At 68.9% G+C, this 21,643-nt stretch carries 23 protein-coding genes and 1 riboswitch; of the genes, 10 read left to right on the top strand and 13 right to left on the bottom strand.

Going from position 1 to position 21,643, the window contains the following annotated elements:
- Position 1: 1 nt before the first annotated feature.
- From ACFU8W_RS02725 to ACFU8W_RS02715, 3 genes are read left to right on the top strand one after another with little or no spacing between them, the layout of a single operon-like run.
- Positions 2–1,150 carry a carbohydrate ABC transporter permease gene (locus ACFU8W_RS02725; protein ID WP_384031592.1) on the top strand — a complete coding sequence of 383 codons (1,149 nt, stop codon included), beginning with the start codon at positions 2–4 and terminating at the stop codon, positions 1,148–1,150.
- On the top strand, positions 1,147–2,085 hold the full coding sequence (locus ACFU8W_RS02720; RefSeq protein WP_345519045.1) for a carbohydrate ABC transporter permease: 939 nt from the start codon (positions 1,147–1,149) through the stop codon (positions 2,083–2,085). Before ACFU8W_RS02725 ends, ACFU8W_RS02720 begins: the two co-directional genes overlap by 4 nt.
- 45 nt (positions 2,086–2,130) lie before the next feature.
- Complete coding sequence (locus tag ACFU8W_RS02715) at positions 2,131–3,372, top strand: hypothetical protein (protein ID WP_384031590.1); 1,242 nt, start codon at positions 2,131–2,133, stop codon at positions 3,370–3,372.
- A 196-nt stretch (positions 3,373–3,568) separates the two neighbouring features.
- Here ACFU8W_RS02715 and ACFU8W_RS02710 read toward each other — a convergent pair whose 3' ends face one another.
- Together ACFU8W_RS02710 and ACFU8W_RS02705 are read right to left on the bottom strand one after the other, a co-directional pair.
- Positions 3,569–4,234 carry an SDR family NAD(P)-dependent oxidoreductase gene (locus tag ACFU8W_RS02710; RefSeq protein WP_384031588.1) on the bottom strand — a complete coding sequence of 222 codons (666 nt, stop codon included), beginning with the start codon at positions 4,232–4,234 and terminating at the stop codon, positions 3,569–3,571.
- Positions 4,235–4,301: 67 nt separating this feature from the next.
- Positions 4,302–4,832, bottom strand: coding sequence for a MarR family winged helix-turn-helix transcriptional regulator (locus ACFU8W_RS02705; RefSeq protein WP_384031586.1), 531 nt, complete (start codon positions 4,830–4,832; stop codon positions 4,302–4,304).
- Positions 4,833–5,116: 284 nt separating this feature from the next.
- Between ACFU8W_RS02705 and ACFU8W_RS02700 the strand changes: the two genes are divergently transcribed.
- A complete protein-coding gene (locus tag ACFU8W_RS02700) occupies positions 5,117–5,551 on the top strand; it encodes a VOC family protein (protein ID WP_384031584.1) in 435 nt (144 codons plus the stop codon).
- Between the two features lie 143 nt (positions 5,552–5,694).
- Here the strand turns inward: ACFU8W_RS02700 and ACFU8W_RS02695 are convergent, their stop codons facing one another.
- From ACFU8W_RS02695 to ACFU8W_RS02675, 5 genes are all read right to left on the bottom strand, one after another.
- Positions 5,695–6,399 (bottom strand): type 1 glutamine amidotransferase domain-containing protein, encoded by a 705-nt coding sequence (locus ACFU8W_RS02695; protein WP_384031582.1) that lies wholly within the window; start codon positions 6,397–6,399, stop codon positions 5,695–5,697.
- Between the two features lie 322 nt (positions 6,400–6,721).
- Complete coding sequence (locus tag ACFU8W_RS02690) at positions 6,722–6,943, bottom strand: DUF6381 family protein (protein ID WP_327242607.1); 222 nt, start codon at positions 6,941–6,943, stop codon at positions 6,722–6,724.
- A 145-nt stretch (positions 6,944–7,088) separates the two neighbouring features.
- The gene (locus ACFU8W_RS02685; protein WP_384031579.1) at positions 7,089–7,535 is read right to left on the bottom strand and encodes a nitroreductase family deazaflavin-dependent oxidoreductase; all 447 of its coding nucleotides are present in this window, start codon (positions 7,533–7,535) and stop codon (positions 7,089–7,091) included.
- Between the two features lie 166 nt (positions 7,536–7,701).
- A complete protein-coding gene (locus ACFU8W_RS02680; RefSeq protein ID WP_384031577.1) occupies positions 7,702–7,857 on the bottom strand; it encodes a hypothetical protein in 156 nt (51 codons plus the stop codon).
- A 249-nt stretch (positions 7,858–8,106) separates the two neighbouring features.
- Entirely contained in the window at positions 8,107–8,865 is a 759-nt protein-coding gene (locus ACFU8W_RS02675) for a DeoR/GlpR family DNA-binding transcription regulator (protein WP_384031575.1), read from the bottom strand.
- A 74-nt stretch (positions 8,866–8,939) separates the two neighbouring features.
- Here ACFU8W_RS02675 and ACFU8W_RS02670 point away from each other — a divergent pair, with 74 nt between their 5' ends.
- The 4 genes from ACFU8W_RS02670 to ACFU8W_RS02655 all read left to right on the top strand — a co-directional run bounded on the left by ACFU8W_RS02670 (position 8,940) and on the right by ACFU8W_RS02655 (position 12,629).
- On the top strand, positions 8,940–10,133 hold the full coding sequence (locus ACFU8W_RS02670) for an MFS transporter (protein WP_384031573.1): 1,194 nt from the start codon (positions 8,940–8,942) through the stop codon (positions 10,131–10,133).
- Positions 10,130–10,897, top strand: coding sequence for an alpha/beta hydrolase (locus tag ACFU8W_RS02665; protein WP_384031571.1), 768 nt, complete (start codon positions 10,130–10,132; stop codon positions 10,895–10,897). Before ACFU8W_RS02670 ends, ACFU8W_RS02665 begins: the two co-directional genes overlap by 4 nt.
- Positions 10,898–11,073: 176 nt before the next feature.
- Positions 11,074–12,153 (top strand): dihydrodipicolinate reductase, encoded by a 1,080-nt coding sequence (locus tag ACFU8W_RS02660; RefSeq protein ID WP_384031569.1) that lies wholly within the window; start codon positions 11,074–11,076, stop codon positions 12,151–12,153.
- On the top strand, positions 12,150–12,629 hold the full coding sequence (locus tag ACFU8W_RS02655) for a carboxymuconolactone decarboxylase family protein (protein ID WP_384031567.1): 480 nt from the start codon (positions 12,150–12,152) through the stop codon (positions 12,627–12,629). The genes ACFU8W_RS02660 and ACFU8W_RS02655 overlap by 4 nt, the downstream gene beginning before the upstream one ends.
- 3 nt (positions 12,630–12,632) lie before the next feature.
- On the opposite strand, the gene ACFU8W_RS02650 is transcribed toward ACFU8W_RS02655, so the two are convergent.
- Entirely contained in the window at positions 12,633–14,261 is a 1,629-nt protein-coding gene (locus ACFU8W_RS02650) for a GMC oxidoreductase (protein ID WP_384032046.1), read from the bottom strand.
- Positions 14,262–14,499: 238 nt separating this feature from the next.
- A complete protein-coding gene (locus tag ACFU8W_RS02645) occupies positions 14,500–15,267 on the bottom strand; it encodes a transglycosylase SLT domain-containing protein (RefSeq protein WP_384031565.1) in 768 nt (255 codons plus the stop codon).
- A 4-nt stretch (positions 15,268–15,271) separates the two neighbouring features.
- Positions 15,272–15,457: riboswitch (cyclic di-AMP (ydaO/yuaA leader) on the bottom strand.
- 576 nt (positions 15,458–16,033) lie between these two features.
- Here ACFU8W_RS02645 and ACFU8W_RS02640 point away from each other — a divergent pair.
- A complete protein-coding gene (locus ACFU8W_RS02640; RefSeq protein ID WP_384031563.1) occupies positions 16,034–16,987 on the top strand; it encodes a DUF5996 family protein in 954 nt (317 codons plus the stop codon).
- Between the two features lie 11 nt (positions 16,988–16,998).
- On the opposite strand, the gene ACFU8W_RS02635 is transcribed toward ACFU8W_RS02640, so the two are convergent.
- Together ACFU8W_RS02635 and ACFU8W_RS02630 are read right to left on the bottom strand one after the other, a co-directional pair.
- A complete protein-coding gene (locus ACFU8W_RS02635; RefSeq protein WP_345509802.1) occupies positions 16,999–17,358 on the bottom strand; it encodes a UBP-type zinc finger domain-containing protein in 360 nt (119 codons plus the stop codon).
- Between the two features lie 257 nt (positions 17,359–17,615).
- A complete protein-coding gene (locus ACFU8W_RS02630; protein WP_345509801.1) occupies positions 17,616–18,842 on the bottom strand; it encodes an aromatic acid exporter family protein in 1,227 nt (408 codons plus the stop codon).
- 188 nt (positions 18,843–19,030) lie between these two features.
- Between ACFU8W_RS02630 and ACFU8W_RS02625 the strand changes: the two genes are divergently transcribed.
- Positions 19,031–20,194 carry a glycosyltransferase gene (locus ACFU8W_RS02625; RefSeq protein ID WP_384031561.1) on the top strand — a complete coding sequence of 388 codons (1,164 nt, stop codon included), beginning with the start codon at positions 19,031–19,033 and terminating at the stop codon, positions 20,192–20,194.
- A 120-nt stretch (positions 20,195–20,314) separates the two neighbouring features.
- On the opposite strand, the gene ACFU8W_RS02620 is transcribed toward ACFU8W_RS02625, so the two are convergent.
- Together ACFU8W_RS02620 and ACFU8W_RS02615 are read right to left on the bottom strand one after the other, a co-directional pair.
- Complete coding sequence (locus tag ACFU8W_RS02620; protein WP_266978099.1) at positions 20,315–20,854, bottom strand: MarR family winged helix-turn-helix transcriptional regulator; 540 nt, start codon at positions 20,852–20,854, stop codon at positions 20,315–20,317.
- A 99-nt stretch (positions 20,855–20,953) separates the two neighbouring features.
- The gene (locus ACFU8W_RS02615; RefSeq protein WP_384031558.1) at positions 20,954–21,589 is read right to left on the bottom strand and encodes an SRPBCC family protein; all 636 of its coding nucleotides are present in this window, start codon (positions 21,587–21,589) and stop codon (positions 20,954–20,956) included.
- Positions 21,590–21,643: the final 54 nt, after the last annotated feature.

The raw sequence follows: 21,643 nt of genomic DNA, 5'->3' as shown, positions 1-21,643 counted from the left end.
CATGCCCATCCGCACGATGCGCGCCGGCAGTATCACCCGCACAACCGGCTCGCCCGGCGCACCTGACAGCGCACCCGGCAGAGCCGGTACGACCGCGAAGGTTCGCGCCCGGCGCGCGGGCCTTCGCGGGGAGGGCACCTGGGGCTGGCTGTTCGTCAGCCCCATGGTGCTCGTCCTCGGCCTGTTCATGGTGCTTCCCATCCTGATGGCGCTGTGGGTGAGCCTGCTGCACTGGGACGGACAGTCCAACCCGTTCTCCGGCCAGGCCGACTTCGTCGGCCTGGACAACTACCGGGCGCTGCTCACGCAGGACGGACTCGACCGCACGCTCTTCGCGACCTCCCTGCGTAACAACGCCTATTACGTACTGCTGACCGTCCCCCTGCAGACCGTGCTGGCACTGGGGCTGGCCCTGGTCGTCAACCAGAAGCTGCTCCGGGGGCGTGGCGCCCTCCGCACGACGTTCTTCTTCCCGTCCGTCACCAGCTCCATCGCCGTCTCAACGGTCTTCCTCTTTCTCTTCCAGGGCAGCGGATCCGTGAACACCATGCTGTCCTGGATCGGGGTCAAGGGACCGAACTGGTTCGCCGACCCCCGCGGGGTGCTCTCCCTGATCCTGGGCAGCCTGGGAATCGTCGATCCCGAGCGACCCACCGGAATGCTCGCCGATCACTCCGCCCTGGGACTGTCGTGGTTCGAGTGGCTCTCGGGCCCCTCGGTCGCGATGTGCACACTCATCCTGCTCGCCGTGTGGACCACCTCCGGCACCTTCATGCTGATCTTCCTCGCGGCACTCCAGAACATTCCGCGGGAGCTGGAGGAGTCGGCCGCCATGGAAGGGGTCAACCGCCGCCAGATGCTCCGGCATGTGACGCTGCCGGCGTTGCGCCCCGTGCTGTTCCTGGTCCTGACCCTGGGGCTGATCTCCACCTGGCAGGTCTTCGACCAGGTGTATGTGATGGGTCAGGGCGCTCCGGGCAATACGACGCTCACACCCGCCTTCCTGTCGTACTCCGCGGGCTTCGACAACGCGGACTTCGGGCAGGGCTCCGCGATCGCGTTCATCCTGCTCGCCCTGATCCTCATCCTGACCGCATTCCAGCGCTGGGCGCTGCGGGAGCGCGGCGCAAGCACCGGGAGGAACCGATGACCGCCGCCGGAACGGCCATACGGGACCGGCCTCAGCGCTCCCCCCACCGTCGCGGCCCGCGCGACCGCGGACGCCCTGTTCTGAGCCGTTTCCCCTTGCGGTGGCGGCTGGCGGGATACGCCGCGGTGCTGGGACTGGGTCTGCTCTATCTGCTGCCGTTCGCCCTCCAGCTGGTGACCGGATTCAAGACGGACCCGGACGCTGCCGCGCATCCGCTGGCCCTGCTGCCCACCACTCCGACCACAGCCGCTTACCAGCGGCTGCTCGGGCTGAGCCAGGCCGCCGAGGGGGTGCCCTTCCTGCGCTGGCTCGGCAACTCGGCACTCGTGGCGGTGCTGGTGACCGCGGGCCGGGTGCTGTTCGACTCCATGGCGGGATACGCACTGGCGCGGCTGCGCTTCTGGGGCCGCTCGGCACTGTTCGCCTTTGTGCTCGCAGTGATGGCGGTGCCCGGAGTCGCCCTGCTCATCCCGAAGTTCCTGGTGCTCAACACCTTCGGACTCTTCGACACCTACTCGGGCATGGTCCTGCCGTTGCTGGTGGACGCGGCGGGCATCTTCATCATGAAGCAGTTCTTCGAATCGGTGCCGCGCGAGGTCGAGGAGGCCGCGCGGGTCGACGGGGCGGGTGTGTTCCGGATCTTCTGGTCCGTCGTCCTGCCGATGGCCAGACCGGCGCTGATCACCCTGACGATCCTGTCGTTCCAGGGGTCGTGGAACGAGTTCACGCACTTCCTGGTCAGCACGCAGTCCGGCCAGTACGAGACACTCACCACGGGCCTGGCCCGCTTCGTCTCGGGCGGACTCGGTGGCGGAACGCAGTATCCGCTGAAGCTGGCGGCGGCCCTGCTCTCCACCCTTCCGGTGGCCGCGCTGTTCTTCTGCTTCCAGCGCTACTTCGTCAGCGGCGCCAACTCGGGTGCGGTCAAGGAGTGAGCGCCGGCCGGCCCGGATCACGCCTAAGCCGCCCTCGGGGCTCTGGTGTGGACGGACCGTCCCGCCGCGGCACTACCCCTCCTGCTCGCCCACGCCGCGGACGACAGGGCGAGGGTCGCGCTCTACGCGGCCACCCGGGCGGCCAGGTTCGTCGCCCCGTCCCAACTCGAGGCGGTCCTGCGCGCCGCGCTGCTTCCTGCCGACGACGGCGCGCTCGCCCCGGCGGCCAAGGTCACCAGTCGCAAGGAACTCGTCCGCCTGGCCGCCTCCCGGCTGCCCGTCAACACCGCCGCCGCGATTCTCGCCGAGGCATTCGACCTACCCGGGCAGCACCCCGACGTTCAGGCGGCTTGTGTCCCCGTTGCCGCCGAGCTGCTGCGTTCGCCCGCGGCCTGGCACCTGCTGGAACGCGCCGCCGACAGCCTGCCGGTCACCCAGGCCGCAGTCCTGCGCACTCGTCCGCACGAGCTGCGGTCCGACGACCGGTCCCCCTACGCGCGGCTGGTGGGCCAGGTGTCGGGCAGCAGCGACGTGGAGACCGCCGCCGCCGCGATGGGCCTGCTCGCGCGCTGGTCGCCGTGGTACCCCGAGGCCGAGCAGCTGTTGCTGGAGGCCACCGTCGACCTGGACAACCGCTCGTCCTGGCGCGCGGCGGCGGACGGGCTGGTGGCGCTGACCTCTTCGGTCGACAGCGCGGGCCCGCTGCTGGAGGCGCTGGGGCAGCTCATCACGGCCGAGGCCAAGGCCCCCGCACGCCACCTGGACGCGGAGGGCGACCGGGACCGGCCCGCCCGGCAGCGGATCAGCCACCTGGTCGCACGACTCGCGACTGCGGTGGCGACGGGAGGGAAGGGACCTCGAGCAGCGGCCCTGCGCGCATCCGAACTCCTGGGCGGGGCAGCCGATTTCCTGCCGGAGGGCACCCATCTGTTCGCCAAGGCCCTCGACCTCGACGCGGAACCGGCGCAGCTGCTCGCTGCGCTGCAACGTCTGGAGGCCCTGCATACCGGCCGCCCCGTCCTGGCCGCCCGTACGGCGGAGACCCTCCGCAACCGGCTCAACACCGCCCGTCGCCCTGGAGACCCGCTCGTGCTGCTGTGCGCGGTCGAGCGGCTCACGGCGAACGCCGGCTGCGCAGGCGGCCTGTTTGCTGTTGCGCTCACCCAGGCGCTGGGCGCCCGCACCGGCTGGACGCAGGACTGGCGCACCCAGCTCCGCGCCCTCCGACGCCATCCTCACCCCGACGTAAGAGAGACAGCCCTGGCGCTGACCACGGCGGTCGAGTAGCACCGGGCGCCATCGGAGTGGGTTGCGGCGGCCGGGCGAGCTGGGTGAGGTGGTAGCGGCTGAGGTAGTTGACCGCGTAGAACGGGTGAAGCCCGTCGGCCGTGCGGCTCTCCTGGGATGTGAACACGCCGGTGGTGTGGACGAGGGCGTCGATGCTCTCGTGCTGGATCAGGATGCTGCGGGCGGCGTGCTGTCCTCAGGCGCCGATGAGATGTTCCGCCTGGTCGCGACTGGTGTGGAGGGCCCAGTAGTCGAGGGCGATCTCGTCGGGCGAGCGGTGCGGGACACCTTCGGGGGCCTGGCTGCCGATCATGAGGTTGATGGCCACGTTGGCGGCGTAGATGCCCTCAGCGGCAAGGGAGTTGTGGAGGTTGACCGCCCAGTTCCGCAGGCCCGCCTGGGCGATGTTGGTGGTGGCGAGCATCGGGTAGGGGTTGATCGCGCCGCCGCCGGTGGTGAACAGCAGAGTGCCGGCCCCGGCCTGGAGCATCCCTGGCAGCACCGTCCGGACGGCGGTGACCGCTCCGTAGAGCAGACCGTCGATCTGCGCCCGGAGGTTGTCGACGGTCACCTCCTTGGGCGCGGTCATGACCAGGCCCGCGTGCGGGGAGAACTCCAGGACGTCGATCCGCCCGAACCGCGCGACGGCGGCATCGAGCGCGCCGGCGAGCTGTGCGGCGTCGGCGACGTCGGCCGGGAAGCCTTCCGCGGTGATCCCGGCCTCGGTGAGTTCGGCGACCAGGGCGTCGAGCTTGTCCTTGGTACGGGAGATCAGGGCGACGTCGAAGCCGTGGCCGCCGAAGACCTTGGCGATGGACAGGCCCAGGCCCGGTCCGGCTCCGACGATGGCAATCGTGGGCATGCGTGCTCCTCGAGGGGTGATGCGATCCCGGCCGGTCGGCCGGGGCGAAGGAAGGGGGGCGCCGGGGTCAGTCCCGGTCGGCCGCAGCGGGGGTCGCCCCGTCCGGGGCCCAGTCCGTGGGACACGGGGCCTGGATGGCGCCGAGGATGCGCTGGGAGGCGGTGCCGAGCTGACGCTGCTGTGCTTTGGTCAGCGGGTCGAAGACCAGGCGGCGCACCGCGTCGACGTGGCCGGGGGCCGCGGCGGCGACCTTGTCCTGGCCCTCGTCGGTAAGGGTGGCCAGGGTGGAGCGCCCGTCGGAGGGGTCGGGGCGGCGGCGCACCCAGCCGCGCTTCTCCAGGCGGCCGACAACATTGGACAGCCGGGAGAGTGTGCTGCCCGCGTACTGGGCCACCTCGCTCATCCGCAGGGTGCGCTCCGGCGCCATCGAGAGCGCGGACATGACCACGTAGTCGAAGTGGCTGATGCCCGCGTCCCGCTGCATCCGGGCTTCCAGCGCGGCCGGCAGTTGGGTCAACACGTAGGCGAACGCGTACCAGTGCTGCTGTTCGTCGGCGTCGAGCCAGCGCGGCTCGGAGGCTTCCCGTGGATCTTCCATGCCTTCACCATACTTCAAGCATGAAGTGATCCGGAAGCATTTTTACTACAACCTTGAAGTTACTGGATGAAGTGGTGAGGGTCGACGAACATCTTTTTGTGGATCGTCACGGGTGTACCGACGGCCGTGTTCCTGCCGGCCGGGACGACGAATCCCAGCCGTACCCCGCAACAGCTCGCCGCCTACCGGCGTGGCTGAGCCGCGTCGCGGAAGCACACCATCGACCCGTCACACACGGCCCACGCCAGGCGCTGATTGTCAGAGGTGCACAGTACGGTCCTGCCATGGCACCCAGAATTGATCTGACGCTCGACTGTGCGGACGCGCAACTCCTCGCCGCGTTCTGGAAGACGGCGCTGGGCTACGTCGACGAGCCACCACCTGCTCCCTTCAAGACACGCGCAGAGTGGCTCGCGCAGTTCGACCTGCCGGAGGACGAATCCGAGGACGACGGCGCGTGGCTCTGCGATCCTGACGGGGTCGGCCCCCGCCTCTCCATCCTCAGAGTCCCCGAGCCCAAGACGGCAAAGAACCGGCTCCACATGGACGTCCGGGTGCCGGGACACGGCAGTCCCGACGAGCGATGGGCGCGGATCAAGGCAGAGGCCGAGCGTTTGGTGAAGGCGGGCGGGAGTGTCCTGGAGGAGTTCGACGGACACCACGTGATGATGGCCGACCCGGAGGGCAATGAGTTCTGTGTCGCCGCAGCCTCGGCGTGAAGCGGACTCCGCTTCGCCCCGGCGGCCAACTCTCGCGAGGGCAACGGGCCGTCGGGGCTCCGCGACGGGAAAGACGAGAGTCGATCCCGGAACGGGCCCCGCCCCGCGGATCTGCCCGGCCGGGCAGATCCCGGCTCCGGTCGTCAGCTGAGGTGCTTGACGACCGCGTCGGCGACGGCCTTCGCGCTGCCCGGGTTCTGCCCGGTGATCAGGCGACCGTCTTCCACGACGTAGGAGTCGAAGGGCTTGTCCGCGGTGCTGTAGTCAGCTCCCAGCTTCTTCAGCCCGTCCTGCAGGCTGTAGGGCACGGCCTTGTCCCGCTGGGCGAGCTCCTCCTCCGGCCAGGAGAAACCGGTGACCCTCTTGCCCTTCACCAGTGGTTCGCCGCTCTCGAGAGTGACATCGAGCAGGCCGCACGGCCCGTGGCAGACCGCCGAGACGATGCGGCCGGAGTCGTAGAAGCGGGCGATCAGGGATTCCAGCTCCTGGCTCTGATGGAAGTCGAACATCACGCCGTGACCACCGGTGAGGTAGATGGCGTCGTAGTCCTCGACGTCGGCCTCGGTCACGGACATGGTGTTCTCCAGCTTGTCCATGAACTCCCGGTCGGCATAACGCCGGCCCGTGCCGAGCTCGCCGAGCACGTCGTGAGCCAGACTCTCCGGGTCGAGCGGAACCAGTCCTCCGGCGATGCTGGCGATCGTGGACTCGAAGCCGGCCTGCTCGGCCACATCGTAGAAGTGGGTCAACTCGCCGAGCCACAGGCCGGTGCGGTATCCGGCCTTCTCGTACTCGCCGACGCTGGTGACGATGATCAGAATGCGGTTGGTGCGGTTGGTGTCGGCCATGACGGCCTCCCTGGTTGCTGGTCTCGGAGTGCTTCGGCGAACGTGGCACGGCCGCTTCGGTCGGCCTCGCCCCGGGCCTGGTGGACCGGACGGGACAGCAGCGACCGGAAGAGGTCCTGATCGCGGCGTTCGGAGCGGTCAGCCCGCTTCCTCGGTATCAACGATCTCGGCCTGTACCTGCCGGAAGATCCGCAGCAATCCACAGTGAACTGCGGCTACGCAATTGAGGGGATGGGTCGGCCCGGAGTCCCTTCGCCGGGCACGAATGGCCTCCCCTGCAGGTCGGGGGAGGCCATCGCTACCGCTGGACGCGAACGGTGCGTCACCGCGGCGGGAACTCGTCCTTCTGACTGCCGGCACGACGTCCCGGCCTGTTCTCGGCCGCGCGTCCGCCCTGCTGTATGGGCTCAAGTAGGCGTCGGACCTCGTCGTGCAGCCTACGGCGTTCCATGGGATCGCTCGTGTGCTCGGCACGCTCGTTCAGCTCACGGACCTTGTCCTGCGTCTGCTGCGCACGACTGGCGGACTCGCCTGCAACGCTCATGATCACTCCTGGGGACGGGAGGGGGTGGGGACATGTCGCAGCCAATCAGTGCCCTCTCCCCGCCGCACCCCGGAGGGTGACCGTGCGCAATCACTGCAGGTCGGTGTACCAACATGGCGAACCGGACAGTGCCTCCTGGTCGTGGTCAGTGGCTCTGGGCCGCCGGCTCTAGGACGAAGACGGGAATCTGCCGGTCGGTCTTCAGCTGGTAGTCGGCGTAGTCGGGGAACGCCTCGACCGCGCGCTCCCACCACACGGCCTTCTCTTCACCGGTGACCTCACGGGCGTTCATGTCCTGCCGGACCGGGCCGTCCTGAAGTTCCACCCGGGGGTCCGCCGTGATGTTGTGGTACCAGACGGGGTGCTGGGGAGCGCCGCCCTGCGAGGCGACCACGGCATACATTCCGTCGTGCTCGACCCGCATCAGCGGTGTCTTGCGGATCTTTCCACTCTTGGCTCCGCGCGTGGTCAGGATGATGACCGGCAGACCCCGCATCGTGGTCCCCTCCGTGCCGCCCGAGCTCTCGAACAGCTCGACCTGATCGCGGACCCACTGTGCGGGGCTCGGCTCGTACTCACCCTTGAGAGGCATGGAATCTGTCCCATCGTCGGCATACGGACATTCGGACACGCGGACATCGGCGTGTCCCACTGCACCGAGAACTCTTTCATCATTCCGCCGTCGCGAGGGCGCGGACCGTACGAGTGTCACAGCGGCAGCAAGACCGGGGTCAGGAGTCGGGCGGTCTCCGGCGCAGCTACAGCATGGCCTCGAATCCCGCCTTCGGGTCTCCGGCCTTCGGGTCTCCGGCCTTCGGGTCTCCGGCCTTCGGGTCGTGGAGACCGATGCCCGCCACCGGGGGACGACGGGGGCCGTCGGGAAGATCGTCTTCGGCGACGAAACGGTCTGTCAACTCCCGTGGCAGCAAGGACGCGTAGTCGTCCGGCAACCAAGCGGTGCAGCGCGGCGAACGGGCGGATCCGAGGACTCGCAGCGCAAGGTCCGTGTCGGCGCGGTCCGTCCTGACGGGGACCGGAACTGCGCAGACAATTCTGCGATGCGCCGCATCCGACGCCGTGCGCTGATCCACCGGGCACGACGGGACAGCCCCAGGCCGCCGGTATCGCAGTGACGTGCGCGCACTGTTCAACTGACGCCCAGGTCATACCTGTCGCACGTGCACACCCGCCGCAGTCAGTGCGTCGACCTCCGCCTCGGGCGCGGCCTCGTCGGTGACGACGGCGTGCAGTGCGGTGGCGGGCGCGACAAGAGCAAGGGCGGTACGCGAGAGCTTCGCGCCGTCCGTGACCGCGATGACACGGCGGGCCGACGCGATCGCGGCCCGCTTGACGGCGGCGTCGTCCAGGTCGTACGCGGTCAGGCCGTTCGCGGCGTTCAGTCCGCAGCAGCCGATGACCGCGGTGTCGAAACGAAGGGCGGCCAGCGATGCCTCGGCAAGCGGGCCGGTGAGTGCGAGCTCTCCCGGCCGGGGGCGGCCACCGGGCACCAGCAGCGTGAGGTCCTGCGCTCCGGTCAGTGCGTTCACCGCGTGCAGGGACAGGGGCATGACCGTCAGGCGGCGGTGCTCCAGCGCGCGGGCCACTTCCAGGCAGGTGGTGCCGCTGTCGAGGACGACGGACTCCCCGTCGGCGATCAGCCCGGCAACCTCGGAGGCGATGCGTCGCTTGGCCTCCAACCCCTCCGTCGCCCGCAACCCGAAGGGGGGTTCGTCGCCGCGCAGCAGCAGACTCCTCGCTCCTCCGCGGTATCGCTCCAGGACGCCCTGCTCAGCCAGGGTCTCCAGGTCGCGGCGGATGGTCATCTCCGACGCGCCGGTCAGGGCGGCCAGCTCCGCGACGCCGACACTGCCCGCGTCGCGTACCGCCTCGGTGATCCGTCTCAGTCGCTCTGCGCTCGCCACATCAGCAATAGAACATCATCGGTGTTCACAAAGCAACCTTTCGAACATCAAGCATGTTCGATATGTTCGTCGACATGGAGAGATCGCTGCGGACCGGCCGACTGGTCACGACCGCCTACTTCGCCCTGAACGGCTTCGTCCTGGGGATGTGGGTGGTCCACATCCCTGCTGTCGAGCGCCACGTGGGCATCAGTCATGCCGTGCTCGGCTGGCTGCTGCTCGTCCTCGGCGCGGGAGCCTTCGCGGGCATGCGGATCACGGGCCCGCTCACCGATCGGTGGGGCGCACGCATCGTCGTACCTCTGAGTGCGGCTCTGTGCAGCGCGGCCGTGGTCCTTCCAGGTCTGGCCACGGACACATGGACGCTGGGAGCCGCACTCGCACTGCTCGGACTCGGCAACGGCTGCCTCGACGTCAGCATGAACGCCCATGCCATCCAGGTCGAGCGCGGCTACCGACGCCCCGTCATGTCCGCCTTCCACGCCACGTTCTCCATCGGCGGCGTCCTTGCCGCGCTGGTGGGCGCGCGCACACTCAGCTGGGGCTGGAGCCCGGCGGCGACCCTCGGCTCGGTGGCAGTCCTCGGCCTCGCCGTCGCCGCACTCGCCGCCCGCGGGCTCCTGCCTTCCGAACACGTCCCCTCCCCTGTCGAGAAGGCTTCCGCCGGTGTGACGCAACCGGCGCACCGGACATCCCGCCGCATCTGGGCGCTGGCCGCGCTCGCGCTGATGCTCATGCTCTGCGAAGGGGTGGCCAACGACTGGAGCACTCTGCATCTGCGGGACGTCCTGAACGCCACCGCCGCCACCGCCGCCCTCGCCTACGGTGCGTTCGCGACCGCCATGACCATCGGCCGACTGCTGACCGACCGAGTGGCCATGCGCTTCGGGCCCGTCGCCATCCTCCGCTACGGGGCGGCCCTGGCCGCGGTCGGGCTGACGACAGCCACGTTCTCCACCTCGATCCCGCTGGCCCTGGTCGGCTGGGCCGTGTTCGGGGCCGGGCTGTCCGGCTGCATCCCCCAGCTCTTCAGCGCCGCCGGCCACGCCGACCCGGGCGCCGCCGGGACGAATGTCTCGCGTGTCGCCGGTCTGGGCTATCTCGGCATGCTGGCCGGTCCCGCCGTCATCGGACCGCTGACACACTTCCTCCCGCTCAACCTGACCTTCCTGCTGCCCCTTGGGTTCTGCGTCGTGGCATCGTGCGCAGCCGGCTTGCTCCGCTCGCCACGCAGCGCTCCCAGCCGGCTGGAGGCCGAGGCGGCATGACGGGCACGGACCACACGAGCCCAGGGTGCGGCACCCTGCGGCACTTCACGCTGAAGTGCGACGGCGAGACCCTGAGTTGCCTGGCAGCAGTCCCGCACATGTCGCATCCCACCCCGCTCGTTCGCCCCACAGCCGTACTCCTGCACGGCGCCGGTACCAGCGACACGTCACGCCTCACCGGTCTGCTGTCGGACTTCGCCGCTCGCGGACACCACGCTCTCGCCTTCGACTTCTCCGGGCACGGTGACAGCTCCGGTCGGCTGAGCGAACTGAGTCTGGAGCGCAGATTCGCCCAGGCCCGAGCCGTGATCGACAGCCGTGTTCCCGACGACGGCCCGCTGGTACTGATCGGATTCAGCATGAGCGGGCAGACCGTCGCCGACCTGGTGGCGCACTACGGATCCCGGGTCGTCTCCATCGGACTGTGCGCGCCGGCGGTCTACGCGCCCGAGGCATGGTCCGTTCCCTTCGGCGCGGGATTCACCGAGATCATCCGCACGCCGGACAGCTGGCGGCGGTCTCCGGCATTCGACGTCTTCCGCTCCCTGTCCACCCGCGCGGTCCTCGCCACACCACTCACGGACACGATCATTCCCCCGGCCGTGACGCACGCGGTGGCCGGTGCCCTGGCCACTTCGCGCTGCCGCTTCACCGGGCTCGTCCACCCCGAGGCCGATCACCGTCTGGGCCAGTGGTTCGCCGCCAACGCCGTGCCGCGCGGCCGCTTCGTCGACACCGTACTCAGCGACACACCCCCGACGTAGGGACCGTCCGCGAGACCAACGGCCCCCGACCGCACGGCGTCCCCATCAGCCTTGGCGGACGCGGGCGGCCGCAGCCCGAGGGGCGTCGCAGGGGCGGCCGACTCCCCTGCTCCGCCCGGCGAACTCGTCACGTCGCGGCACTAGGAAGTGACAGGTCCTCTCGCTACCCTCCGCGCATGATTTCCACCGTCGTCTGGGGCACGGGCAACGTCGGCCGCGCCGCGATCCGCGCTGTCGAGGCCCATCCGGCGCTCCAGCTCACCGCCGTGCTCGTCCACAATCCCGACAAGGTGGGACGTGACGCGGGCGAACTCGGCGGGCTCGATCATCCGCTGGGGATCGTGGCGGGCGACGACGTCGATGCTGTGTTGGCCACCGGTTCGCAGGCCGTCGTGTACGCCGCGTCCGGCGACATCCGCCCCGACGAGGCTCTCGCCGACATCACCAGGGCGATCCGGGCCGGGGCCGTGGTCGTCACCCCCGCGCTGTACGCCCTGTACGACCAGTTGGGCGCCCCGTCGGAGCTGCGGGATCCGGTGCTGGACGCCGTCGCGGCCGGTGGCGGCTCGCTGTTCGTCTCGGGTGTCGACCCCGGCTGGGGCAATGACGTACTCCCGCTGCTGATCAGCGGACTCGGCACCTGCGTGGACGTGATCCGCTGTCAGGAGATCTTCGACTACTCCACCTACGACCAGGAGGAATCGGTCCGGTACCTGGTCGGCATGGGCCAGCCGATGGAATACGAGCCTCTGATGCTCGCACCGACCGTCCCGACCATGGTGTGGGGTGGGCAGATACGGCTGATGGCCAGGGCTCTGGGGGCCGAACTCGACGACATCCGCGAGACGTTGGACCGGCGACCGCTCGACGCCACGGTGAGCACCAGGACGATGGGCACGTTCGAGGCCGGCACTCAGGGCGCCGTGCGGTTCGAAGTGCAGGGCATCGTCGGGGGCGAACCCCGCATCGTCATCGAGCACATCACGCGCATTCACCCCTCCTGCGCACCGGACTGGCCGACGCCGCCCGACGGTGACGGCGCACATCGAGTGATCATCGAGGGCCGTCCGCGCATCGAGGTCACGGTCGAGGCCACCGACGAGGGCCAGAACAGGTCCGCCGGCGGGAACGCCACCGCGGTCGGCCGGCTCGTGAGCGCCATCGACTGGCTCGTGGACGCGGAACCAGGAATCTACGACGCGCTCGACGTCCCGCTGCGCCCCGCAGTCGGCAGGCTCGGAAGGAGACATCCATGAACATCGACATCCCCGAGGGCAAGGACGCGATCGAGTACGTGTGGGGCGAGATGGTGCCCGGGATCGGGATCGCCGCATCGAACTTCTCGCTGTCGGTGTACGCCCACACGACCCTGGGACTGCGCGAGTTCGAAGCCGCACGGTTGCGGATCGCCCAGATCAACGGGTGCCTCTTCTGCCTCGACTGGCGGACCGAACGGGACGGTGTGAAGGTCGAGGAGGAATTCGCCGACGCGGTGACCCAGTGGCGCACCACCGACGTTTTCGACGACCGGACCCGGTTGGCCGCCGAATACGCCGAGCGGTACGCCTTGGATCACCACAACCTCGACGACGCGTTCTGGTCCCGGATGACCGCGCACTACAGTCAGCTCGAGATCGTGGAGCTGAGCATGAGCATCGGATCGTGGCTGGCCTTCGGCCGGCTCAACCATGTGCTGGGCCTCGACACCGTGTGCGCGCTGCCCGGCCGTTGATCGTCACAGGTCGGTGGCGATGATCTTCTCGATGTTCCGTTCGGCGAGCGCGGTGATGGTGACGAACGGGTTGACGCTGGTGTTGCCGGGGATCAGCGAGCCGTCGATGACGTACAGGCCCACGTAGCCGTGCAGGCGGCCGTAGTTGTCGGTGGCCCGGTTCAGCACCGCGCCGCCGAGCGGGTGGTACGTGAGGTGGTCGCCCCAGATCTTGTAGGTGCCGAAGAGATCGGTCCGGTAGATCGTCCCCTCCTTCTGGTTGATCCTGTCGAAGATCGTCTTGGCGGCGTCGATGGACGGCTGCTTCCAGGCGGTCTGCCAGTTCAGGTCGACCGTGCCCGTCGCGGCGTTCCAGGAGAACTCGGCCCGGTTCGGGTTCTTGGTGATGGAGAGGTAGAACGAGGCGTATGTCTCGATCCCGGTGGGCAGTGGCGCAACCTCGGCGAACGCGCCACCGGCGGCCCAGTTGTCGATGCCGCCCGTGGGAATGGACGCCTGAAGGCTGCCGGTCGGGTCCCACAGGTGATTGGCCCGGCCGCACATGACGTTGCCGTTGTCGCCCCACCCTTTGCCGATCTCGTTGTTCAGGCCGGGGAGCGCGCCGGTGGCCTTCAGCTTGACCAGCAGCTTGCTGGTGCCCACGCTGCCGGCCGCGAAGAACACCCGGTCGGCGGTCACCGTCTTGGTGGCCGTGGTGACACCGCCGGTGTCGATCTGGTCGATGACGACCGTGTAGCCGCCACCTGCCGCCGGGGCGACCGAAGTGACCTTGTGCAGCGGCGAGATGGCGACCCTGCCGGTGGCTCTGATCCGGTCGAGGTACGTCTTCTGCAGCGATTTCTTGCCGTAGTTGTTGCCGTAGAGGATCTCGCCGGCCAGCGCCGACCTGGGGACGGTTCCGGCCTCTTCCTGCCTCATGTAGTCCCAGTCGTACACGGTGGGCACGAAGACGAACGGGAAGCCGGCACGTTCGGCCTGCTTACGGCCGACCCGGGCGTACTGGTAGCACGCGGCGGTGTCGAACCAGGCCGGATCGATGGTGCCGGCCCCGAGCCCGGCATTGGCGCGCGGGTAGTAGATGCCGTACATCTCGTCGGCGTCCACCGACGGGAGGACGGCTCCGAAGTTCTCGCGCTTGGGGGTGACCGCCATCCCGCCGTTGACCAGCGAGCCGCCACCGACACCGCGGCCCTGGTAGACGGTGATCCCGCTGAACTCCTCGGCGTCGAGGATCCCCGTGTTGCGGGTGATGTTCTTGTCGATGGGGAAGCCGAGGAAGTTGCTGAGCGGCTGCTTGGTCCTGGTGCGGAGCCAGTACGACCGACTGTCCGGGGAGGTCGTGTTGGCGAAGATCTTGCCGTCCGGGCCGGGGGTGTCCCAGGCCATGCCCATTTCGATCATGTGCACGTCGACGCCTGCCTGGGCGAGACGCAGCGCGGCGACGGAGCCGCCGTATCCGGTGCCGATCACGAGGGCCGGGACATGGGCCCCGGAGTCGATCGGAGCGGCTGCGGAGCGGACCCCGGCCTGGGCCGGGATGGCGTGACCCGCGAGGGCCACGGCTCCTAAAATAGAACCAGTTCCTGTGATGAATCTTCGACGCGAAACGCCCTTGGGGCCTGCATCACGCATGGTAGAGTCACTCATGTGACACGCCTCACTCTCTTAAGAGTGAAACTGGTTCTACTGCTGTTTGCGTGTCAAGTCACTACATACCTGCGGGTAACCTGCACCCGATCGAGCGACCCGGACACGCAACGTCACGCGTCACCCTGGACCGCGCGGCAGGAGGACAGGACCGACGGGAACGGGTGGCGAAGCCCCATCGGACCCTCGCCACCCGTCATTCCCGAATCGACGCAATCGGGGGTCAGTAGGCCCCGAAGACGTTGTCGATCGAGCCGTACTTGGCGGCGGCGTAGTTGCACGCGGCCGTGATGTTGGCGACCGGGTCGTAGGGGTCCATCGACGTACCGGGCACGTGGTAGGCCCGGAAGGTGGGGTCGATGACCTGCAGGAGCCCCTTGGACGGCGTGCCCTTGGCTGCGTTCGAGTCCCAGTTGTTGATGGCCCGGGGGTTGCCCGAGGACTCGCGCATGATGTTGCGGTGGATGCCGTCGTAGCTGCCGGGGATGCCGTGCTTGGCCATGACGGCCAGCGACTCCTTGATCCAGCCGTCGAGGTCGTTCGTGTACGTCGTGGGCTTGGGGGTGACCGCAGCAGCGGTGCTCGCGGCCGTCGTGGACTCGACTGCCGCGGGCGCGGCCTTGGCGCCGATGGTGAGCTTCTGGCCCGGGTGGATCACGCCGGGGTCGGCTCCGATGACCGCTCGATTGTCCTTGTACAGCTGCTGCCAGCCGCCGCTCACGGACTGACTCAGGGCGATCTTGTAAAGGGTGTCACCGGCTATCACGGAATAGGTGGAGGGCGTAGCCGCCCGCACTGCAGTCGGCTTGGCGGGGGCGGCAGCGGGCGCCACCGTCTTGGCGACGGCTGTGACAGGCTGCGCCGGCGCTGCCGAGGCAACGGTGGCCCCGATCATCGGAAGAGCCAGAGCGGCTCCGCCCGTGCTCACGGCAATGATTCCGCGAGTCAGCGAACCGGACTTACGACGACGGTGGTTACCCATTGCGGGCATGGCGCATTCCTCTCCGTCGCCTACGAGGTGAGCTGTCGGGTTGAGGCTGGAGTTGCCTTGCCGTATGGGAATACGACTTCACCCCTAGCCGTTCCGGATACCGGATCGGCGGCTTGCCTGGGTCCCCCGCTCCTGCCGTACGTGAATGGTCGGGTTCCCGGACGGCGGCAGGATTCGGCGTTCCATCCGGATTGACGGTGACCGTAGGCGAGAAACTCCGACCTGAACAAGCCCCCATTTCTCGATCACAATTCATTTACAAGATCGAGTCGCGGAATTTCTCCCGATCCACCCCGACCCACGAAGCCAACTTTCTTGGCGCAGCAGGGAACCGAGCGGCACGCCGCTGCGTCCGCGCGCCCGAAAGGTGACTCTCACCACTCAGTCCGAAAAGGGCGATTTGCCCATCACGCAAGGCCTCGACTCGTGAGGGTTGCGCATGCATCCAGACAGCCGAGCGGCTTCCCCTAATCGCCAAAATTGCGACATTCAGCAGATATTGGCGTCGGCGGGCAGGCACTCGGGCCTCCGACTCGTCGGGAAGGGCGCCTCCGGGGAGGCGCCCGGGAGCAGTCGCGCGTCACGCGTCTGCGTCGACTGCGGCGCACGAGTGGCCGCCCGCCCCGGCCAGGTCGCGCAGGTTCACACGAACGACACCACGACGGCGGCACGAGGTGCCGTACGCCTTCGGCATGGCCATGATGGTGCGGAAGAACGCCCTGCCCGCCCACCGGGACCGTCCGGCAGCACGAAAGAAGTGATGGCGATGGAGCTGTTCCCGCCCATGCCGCTCGCCGAGTGGCGTGACACCAAAGAGACGCTCCACCGCTTCGCGCAGGTCGTCGGAAAGATCCGTCTCGCGGCCAGTGTCCGACGCAATCACTGGTGGAACGTTCCGTTTCACCTCACTGGCCGCGGTATCACCACCCGCCCCATGGGGCAGATCGACGGCAACCCGATTTTCACGGTGGACTTCGACTTCGTCGGCCATCGCCTCGTCATCACAAGACTGGACGGCGTGACGGTCTCGTTCCCGCTTTCGGGCCAGTCCGTGGCGTCCTTCCACAAGAAGGTCATGGCCGCCCTGGAAGCGCTGGGCATCAAGGTGGATATCAACGTGCCCAAGCCATTCGATCTGCCCGACGCCGACCGGCCGTTCGCCGAGGACACCCAGCACGCGGCATACGATCCCGAACACGCCAACCGGTATTGGCAGGTTCTCAGTCAAGTGGCACTGGTACTGGAGGAATTCGCGGCGCGGTTTTCGGGGAAAGTCAGTCCCGTGCACCATTTCTGGCACACCTTCGATATCGCCCACACCCGATTTTCGGAGCGTCAGATCGACCAGCCCCACCAGATCGACCCGGTGACGCGGGAGGCCTACTCCCAAGAAGTGATCAGCTTCGGTTTCTGGTTCGGTGACGACAAGTTCGCCGCGCCCGCGTTCTACTCGTACACCGCTCCCGAACCGGCGCAGTTGGCGGAGGAACCGCTCACTCCGGTGTCGGCGCAGTGGGTGGATCGTGGCGGCAGCCATCTGGCGGTGCTGCCGTACGACGCGGCCCGCACCGAGAGCGATCCCCGTGCGGCCGTACTCGCCTTCTACGAAAGCGCCTATCAGGCCGGAGCGGGGCGCGCCGGCTGGGACATCGGCCGTCTCGCCTGTCCCGGCGGGATGACCGATCCGTGTCTGAGGACCCGTATGTCTGCCGGTGGCTGAGGAGCGCCGCTTCAGTGCAGCTGCTGCTCCCAGTCCGCGGGGACCTTGTCCTGGGGACCCGGGGTCGGCTGGTCAACCGGGTGCGAGGTGGGCGGGAGCAGCTCCAATCCCTCGTAATATTCCTCGGTCTCGATGTTCCAGAGCCAGTTCTCCCCTGGCTCGAAGCTGGCGAGGAAGGGATGTCCTGCCTCGCGTGCGTGCTTCGTACCGTGCTGCGAGGGGGAGGAATCGCAGCAGCCGATGTGACCGCACGCGGCGCAGCGGCGCAGGTGCAGCCACCATCCCGGTCCGTCGCCCGCCAAGCAGTCCGCACATCCCGTCCCGCTGGGAGCCGCGGCGAGATCGATGCCTGGGATCTGGTCAGGTGCCATGTGACGTTCCTCCGTGATCAGGCGCGAGACTGCGGACCCTGCGGGTCTCGGCCCCGGCGCTCTGAGGCTTCCGGTTCCCCTCCTGCATCGTAAGGCCGGGCTGCGGGGTCCGCCTGCGTCGAACAGCCGTGCCGGACTCCGGCCGCCGCTCGATGGTGTGAAGTACCCACCCTGCAGGGGGCGTTCGCGTGTGTGGGCGGCAGCCGAGCCGGGGCGTTCGGGCGTCGCGGGGCGCGCGGTCTCCTGTCGCCTCGCCCTCACGCTCCCGGGACTGTCGGCTGCGTGGCCCGGGGGCTGCCGAGCCGCCGCCGCAGTGCGGCGAGCCGGGGATGGCGTTCGTGCAGTTCAGCAGAGTGGCGGTCGAGTTCCTCGCCGAGGCGTTCGGCGCGCTTGTCGATGTCCAGCTCATCCAGAATGCGGTCGACCTCGGCGAGCAGTGCACCGTGCAGTTGCCACTGTCGGGGATGCTCCTGGACGTCCTCGAGCAGGAGGTCGGCCACCACGTCCCGAGTGGCGCGGCTGGCGGCCAGTGCGGCGGCAAGTCGCGACTCCGCCTCCTCGGCATTGGCGGACACCGGGGTGGTGATCAGCGTGGAGAAGCTCTCGATGGCGTCGGCCATCTGCGCGAAGAGTTCCCGGAGCGAGGCAGCCACGTCCTCCGGGAACATGGTTTCCTCGGTCCGGGCTTTGGCCAGGTCCGTCAGCGTGCGGGCCAGCACGCGGAGCACCACGGCACAGATCTCCAGTGTGTCGAGTCCGGTACGCAGGACGATGCGGTACAGAAGACCCTGCCGGATCCGGGGGTTGAGCAGGAGGCTCTCCTCGGCCTGCCGCAGCGAGGCGTCGACGGCCACGATGTCGTGGTCGAGTCTGCGGGCGTCGTGCAGTCTCGCCGCCGCCTGCGCGACAGAGATGTGGCCGCCGACCTCCTCACCCATGGCCCGGAACATCCGTCCCATCTCCCGTGCCAGTTCGTCGATGGACACGCCCGCGTTCTGCACCCATACGGGCGGTGCGAGCAGGTTGAACAACAGGCCGACGCCCGCACCGATCAGGGTCTCCAGAACGCGGTCCCACGCGGTGGCGGCGACCTGGGAGACGCCGAGGACGAGCATCGCGCTGATGGCGACTTCCGGCACGAACTCGTCCACCCGCACCATCCGGCCGATGATCAGCGAGCTGAAGATCGTCAGACCCAGGCTCCACCAGCTCAGACCCACCAGGGCGCTGAAGCCGATGGCGATGAGCACCCCGACGACGACGGAGTTGACGCGCCGGATGCCCGTGGTCAGTGTCGCGTACAGGGTGACCTGGACGACGAGGAGCGCGGTCAGCGGAGCCGTCAGCGGTGCGGGCTGCGGAAGGGTCCACACCGCGACGACATACGCGATGACCGCGGCCGCCGTCGAGCGCAGGGTCTGCGCCGCGACAGGCTCGGTGGTCTGCCGTACGAGTTTGATCACAGGTGCGGAGATTTCAGGCATTTCACTCTCCTTCCCTCGTACGACTGCTTGCAGCACCACGAATCCACCGGACGGGTTGCACGTGGGCCCCGTCCATGGGTAGGTGCGCCTCCTGGGGTCGGCGGGCGGACAGCAAGGCGCGGCGGAGTGCCGGAAGTCGGCGCAATGCAGTCCTGCGGGTGTGGGGCGCCGATCCCTAGGGTCGTGCCATGCGCGTACTTTTCTCCTCGACCAGCGGATCGGGCCACTTCAACCCCCTTGTCCCGTTCATCGACGCCTGCGCGGCGCGTGGGGACGATGTCCTCGTCGTCGCACCGCCCAAGCTCGAACCGTTACTGGCGGCCCGGGAACAGCCCTACCGCATCGGCGGGGAGCCGCCGGAGGCCGAGCTCGTCCCGCTGATGATGCGGGTGTTGGGGCTGCCTGCGGACGAGGGCGTGTCCCTGATGACCAGGGAGGTGTTCGGCAGGGTGTGCACCACCGCCATGCTGCCGACGCTGGAGGAGCTCTGCCGGGAGTGGCGGCCGGATCTCGTCCTGCACGAGATGTACGAGCTCGCGTCGGTGGTGGCAGCCGAGCGCCACGGTGTCCCGCATGCCCAGGTCGCCGTTTCTGCCGCGCAGTTCGCGGAGTCCACCGACGAACTGCTCCGCCCGGTACTCGATTCTTACGGTGCGGGCATCGCGGAACGACTCCGGGCCTCCCCTTATCTGACCCGGCTCCCCACGTCCCTGGACCCCTCGCCGTACGCGGTGACCCGGCGCTACCACGAGCCACCCGCCCCGGACGCTCTGCCGGACTGGTGGCACAGCAGCGAAGACCCGCTCGTCTACGTCACGCTCGGCACCGAGGTGGGCGGCATGCCGAACGCCTCCGCCCTGTACCGGACGGTGCTGGCGTCCGTGAGCGGGCTGCCGGCGCGCGTCCTGCTGACCACGGGTCCCCTCACCGAGGTGTCGGACTTCGGGGCGATCCCCCGCAATGTCCATGTGGAGAAGTGGGTCCCCCAGGCCGACGTACTGGGCAGCGCCTCCCTCGTGATCTGCCACGGCGGTTCGGGCACGGTCTACGGCGCCCTCGCCGCCGGTGTCCCGCTGGTCTGCGTGCCCCTCTTCGCCGACCAGCCGACGAATGCGGGGCTGGTCACCGGAGCGGGCGCAGGTCTGACCGTCACGGCGGACGCACCGGGGCAGGAGACGGCCGGGTTCGGTCCGGACGGTGCCGCCCGCCTGCGGTCGGCCGTCGAACGGGTACTCAAGGAACCGTCGTACCGGGCGAGTGCCGCGCGCCTGGCAGCCGAGATGTCTGCCACGCCGACAGCCGGCGAACTGCTCGGCACTCTCGGGGCCGTGCCGGCGCCCGGTCTTCGCTGAGACCGGGGCAGGGGACGAGCTGCGGTCAGTGCCGGAACCAGGAACACCGGTGGCCGCGACGCGACCGGTCCGGCGTCGGCGACGTACGAGGGAGCACCACGACGATTCGGGGCACGCCCTCTACTGCGCGGCGCCGGGCGGTTCCTCGTCGGATTCGAGGATCGAGTCCTCCAGCCTGCGCAGCAGCCGCGCGAGCTGGCGGCGTTCGGACGGCGACAGCCCTCCGAGCATCCGGCGTTCGTTGTCGAGGTGCTCCGCGAACACGGTGTCCACTGTCGTGAGGCCCTTGTCCGTGAGACGCGAGTAGACGACCCTGCGATCGTCGGCATCCCGTTCACGGACGATCAGGCCGTCCTTCTCCAGACGGTCGATCCGCAGGGTGACCCCTGCCGACGACACCAGTCCGGAGTCGGCGAGCTGGCCCGCCGTCAACCGGAACGGCTTCCCCGACCGCCGCAGGGCGGTCAGCACGTCGAAGCCCGCCACGGACAGACCGTGCCGCTCGATCGACGTGGTGAGCCTGGTGCTGTAGCGCAGGAACGAGCGGTGGAGCCGCGCGAGGACCTCCAGCGGGCTGGTGTCCAGCTCCGGCCGTTCGCGCGCCCAGTCCTCGATCACCTTCGCCACGGCGTCCCGGTCCCCCGGCCTCGATCCAGCCATCCTCAACCCCTCGCACGGCTCCCGCAGACTTCTCACGGCCCTGAGAATCTTACCGCTGAGGGGAAGAGCCGGGACCGGGGGTGCCCGCGCCGAAGGGCTTCACCTGCGGGAACGCCGCCTGAGCACCTGAAGCACCACCACCGCGCACAGCACGGCCGCCGTGGGCGCCGCAGCCTTCCTGAGCAGCACGGGCAGCGCCGCGGCACCGAGGTCGATGGCCTCCGGCTCGGGCGCGACCCGGCCCTGGAGCGTTTTCGTCGTGCCCGTCGTGGACTCCGCAGACGCAGTCGGCCCGGCATCCCGCAGCAGCTCTTCGAGGCGGGTGGCGAACTGCTGAACGATACGGTCGCCGACCTCGGTCATGATGCCCCGGCCGAACTGCGCCGGACGGCCGGTGATGTCGAGGTCCGTGCGTACGCGCACCCGGGTGCCGGCCGGGTCGGCGGTCAGCGTCGCGGTGACCGTGGCCGACGCGGTGCCTGCGCCGCGGATCTCGCTCCCGCTGAGGTCGAGGAGCATCGAGCGGGCGGCATCGTCGCGGGTGACGGTGCCCTCTCCGCGGTAACTCATCTGCACCGCACCGACCTTGACCTTGACGCGGCCGGTGAAGGAGTCGGCGTCGAGGGTGTCCAGCACGGCGCCGGGCATGCAGGGCGCGACCCGGTCGAGGTCGTGGAAGAGCTTCCAGGCGTCGTCGGGGTCCGCCGGAACGGTAAAGGTGTGGTCGAGCTGCATGGTTGTCCAATCGGGGAGTCCGGCCCGGGGCCGGACGTGGATGCGGAGTCGGTT

Source organism: Streptomyces sp. NPDC057565, from assembly GCF_042801455.1.
Classification (GTDB): domain Bacteria; phylum Actinomycetota; class Actinomycetes; order Streptomycetales; family Streptomycetaceae; genus Streptomyces; species Streptomyces yanii.
This window is presented reverse-complemented; position numbering and strand designations above follow the sequence as displayed.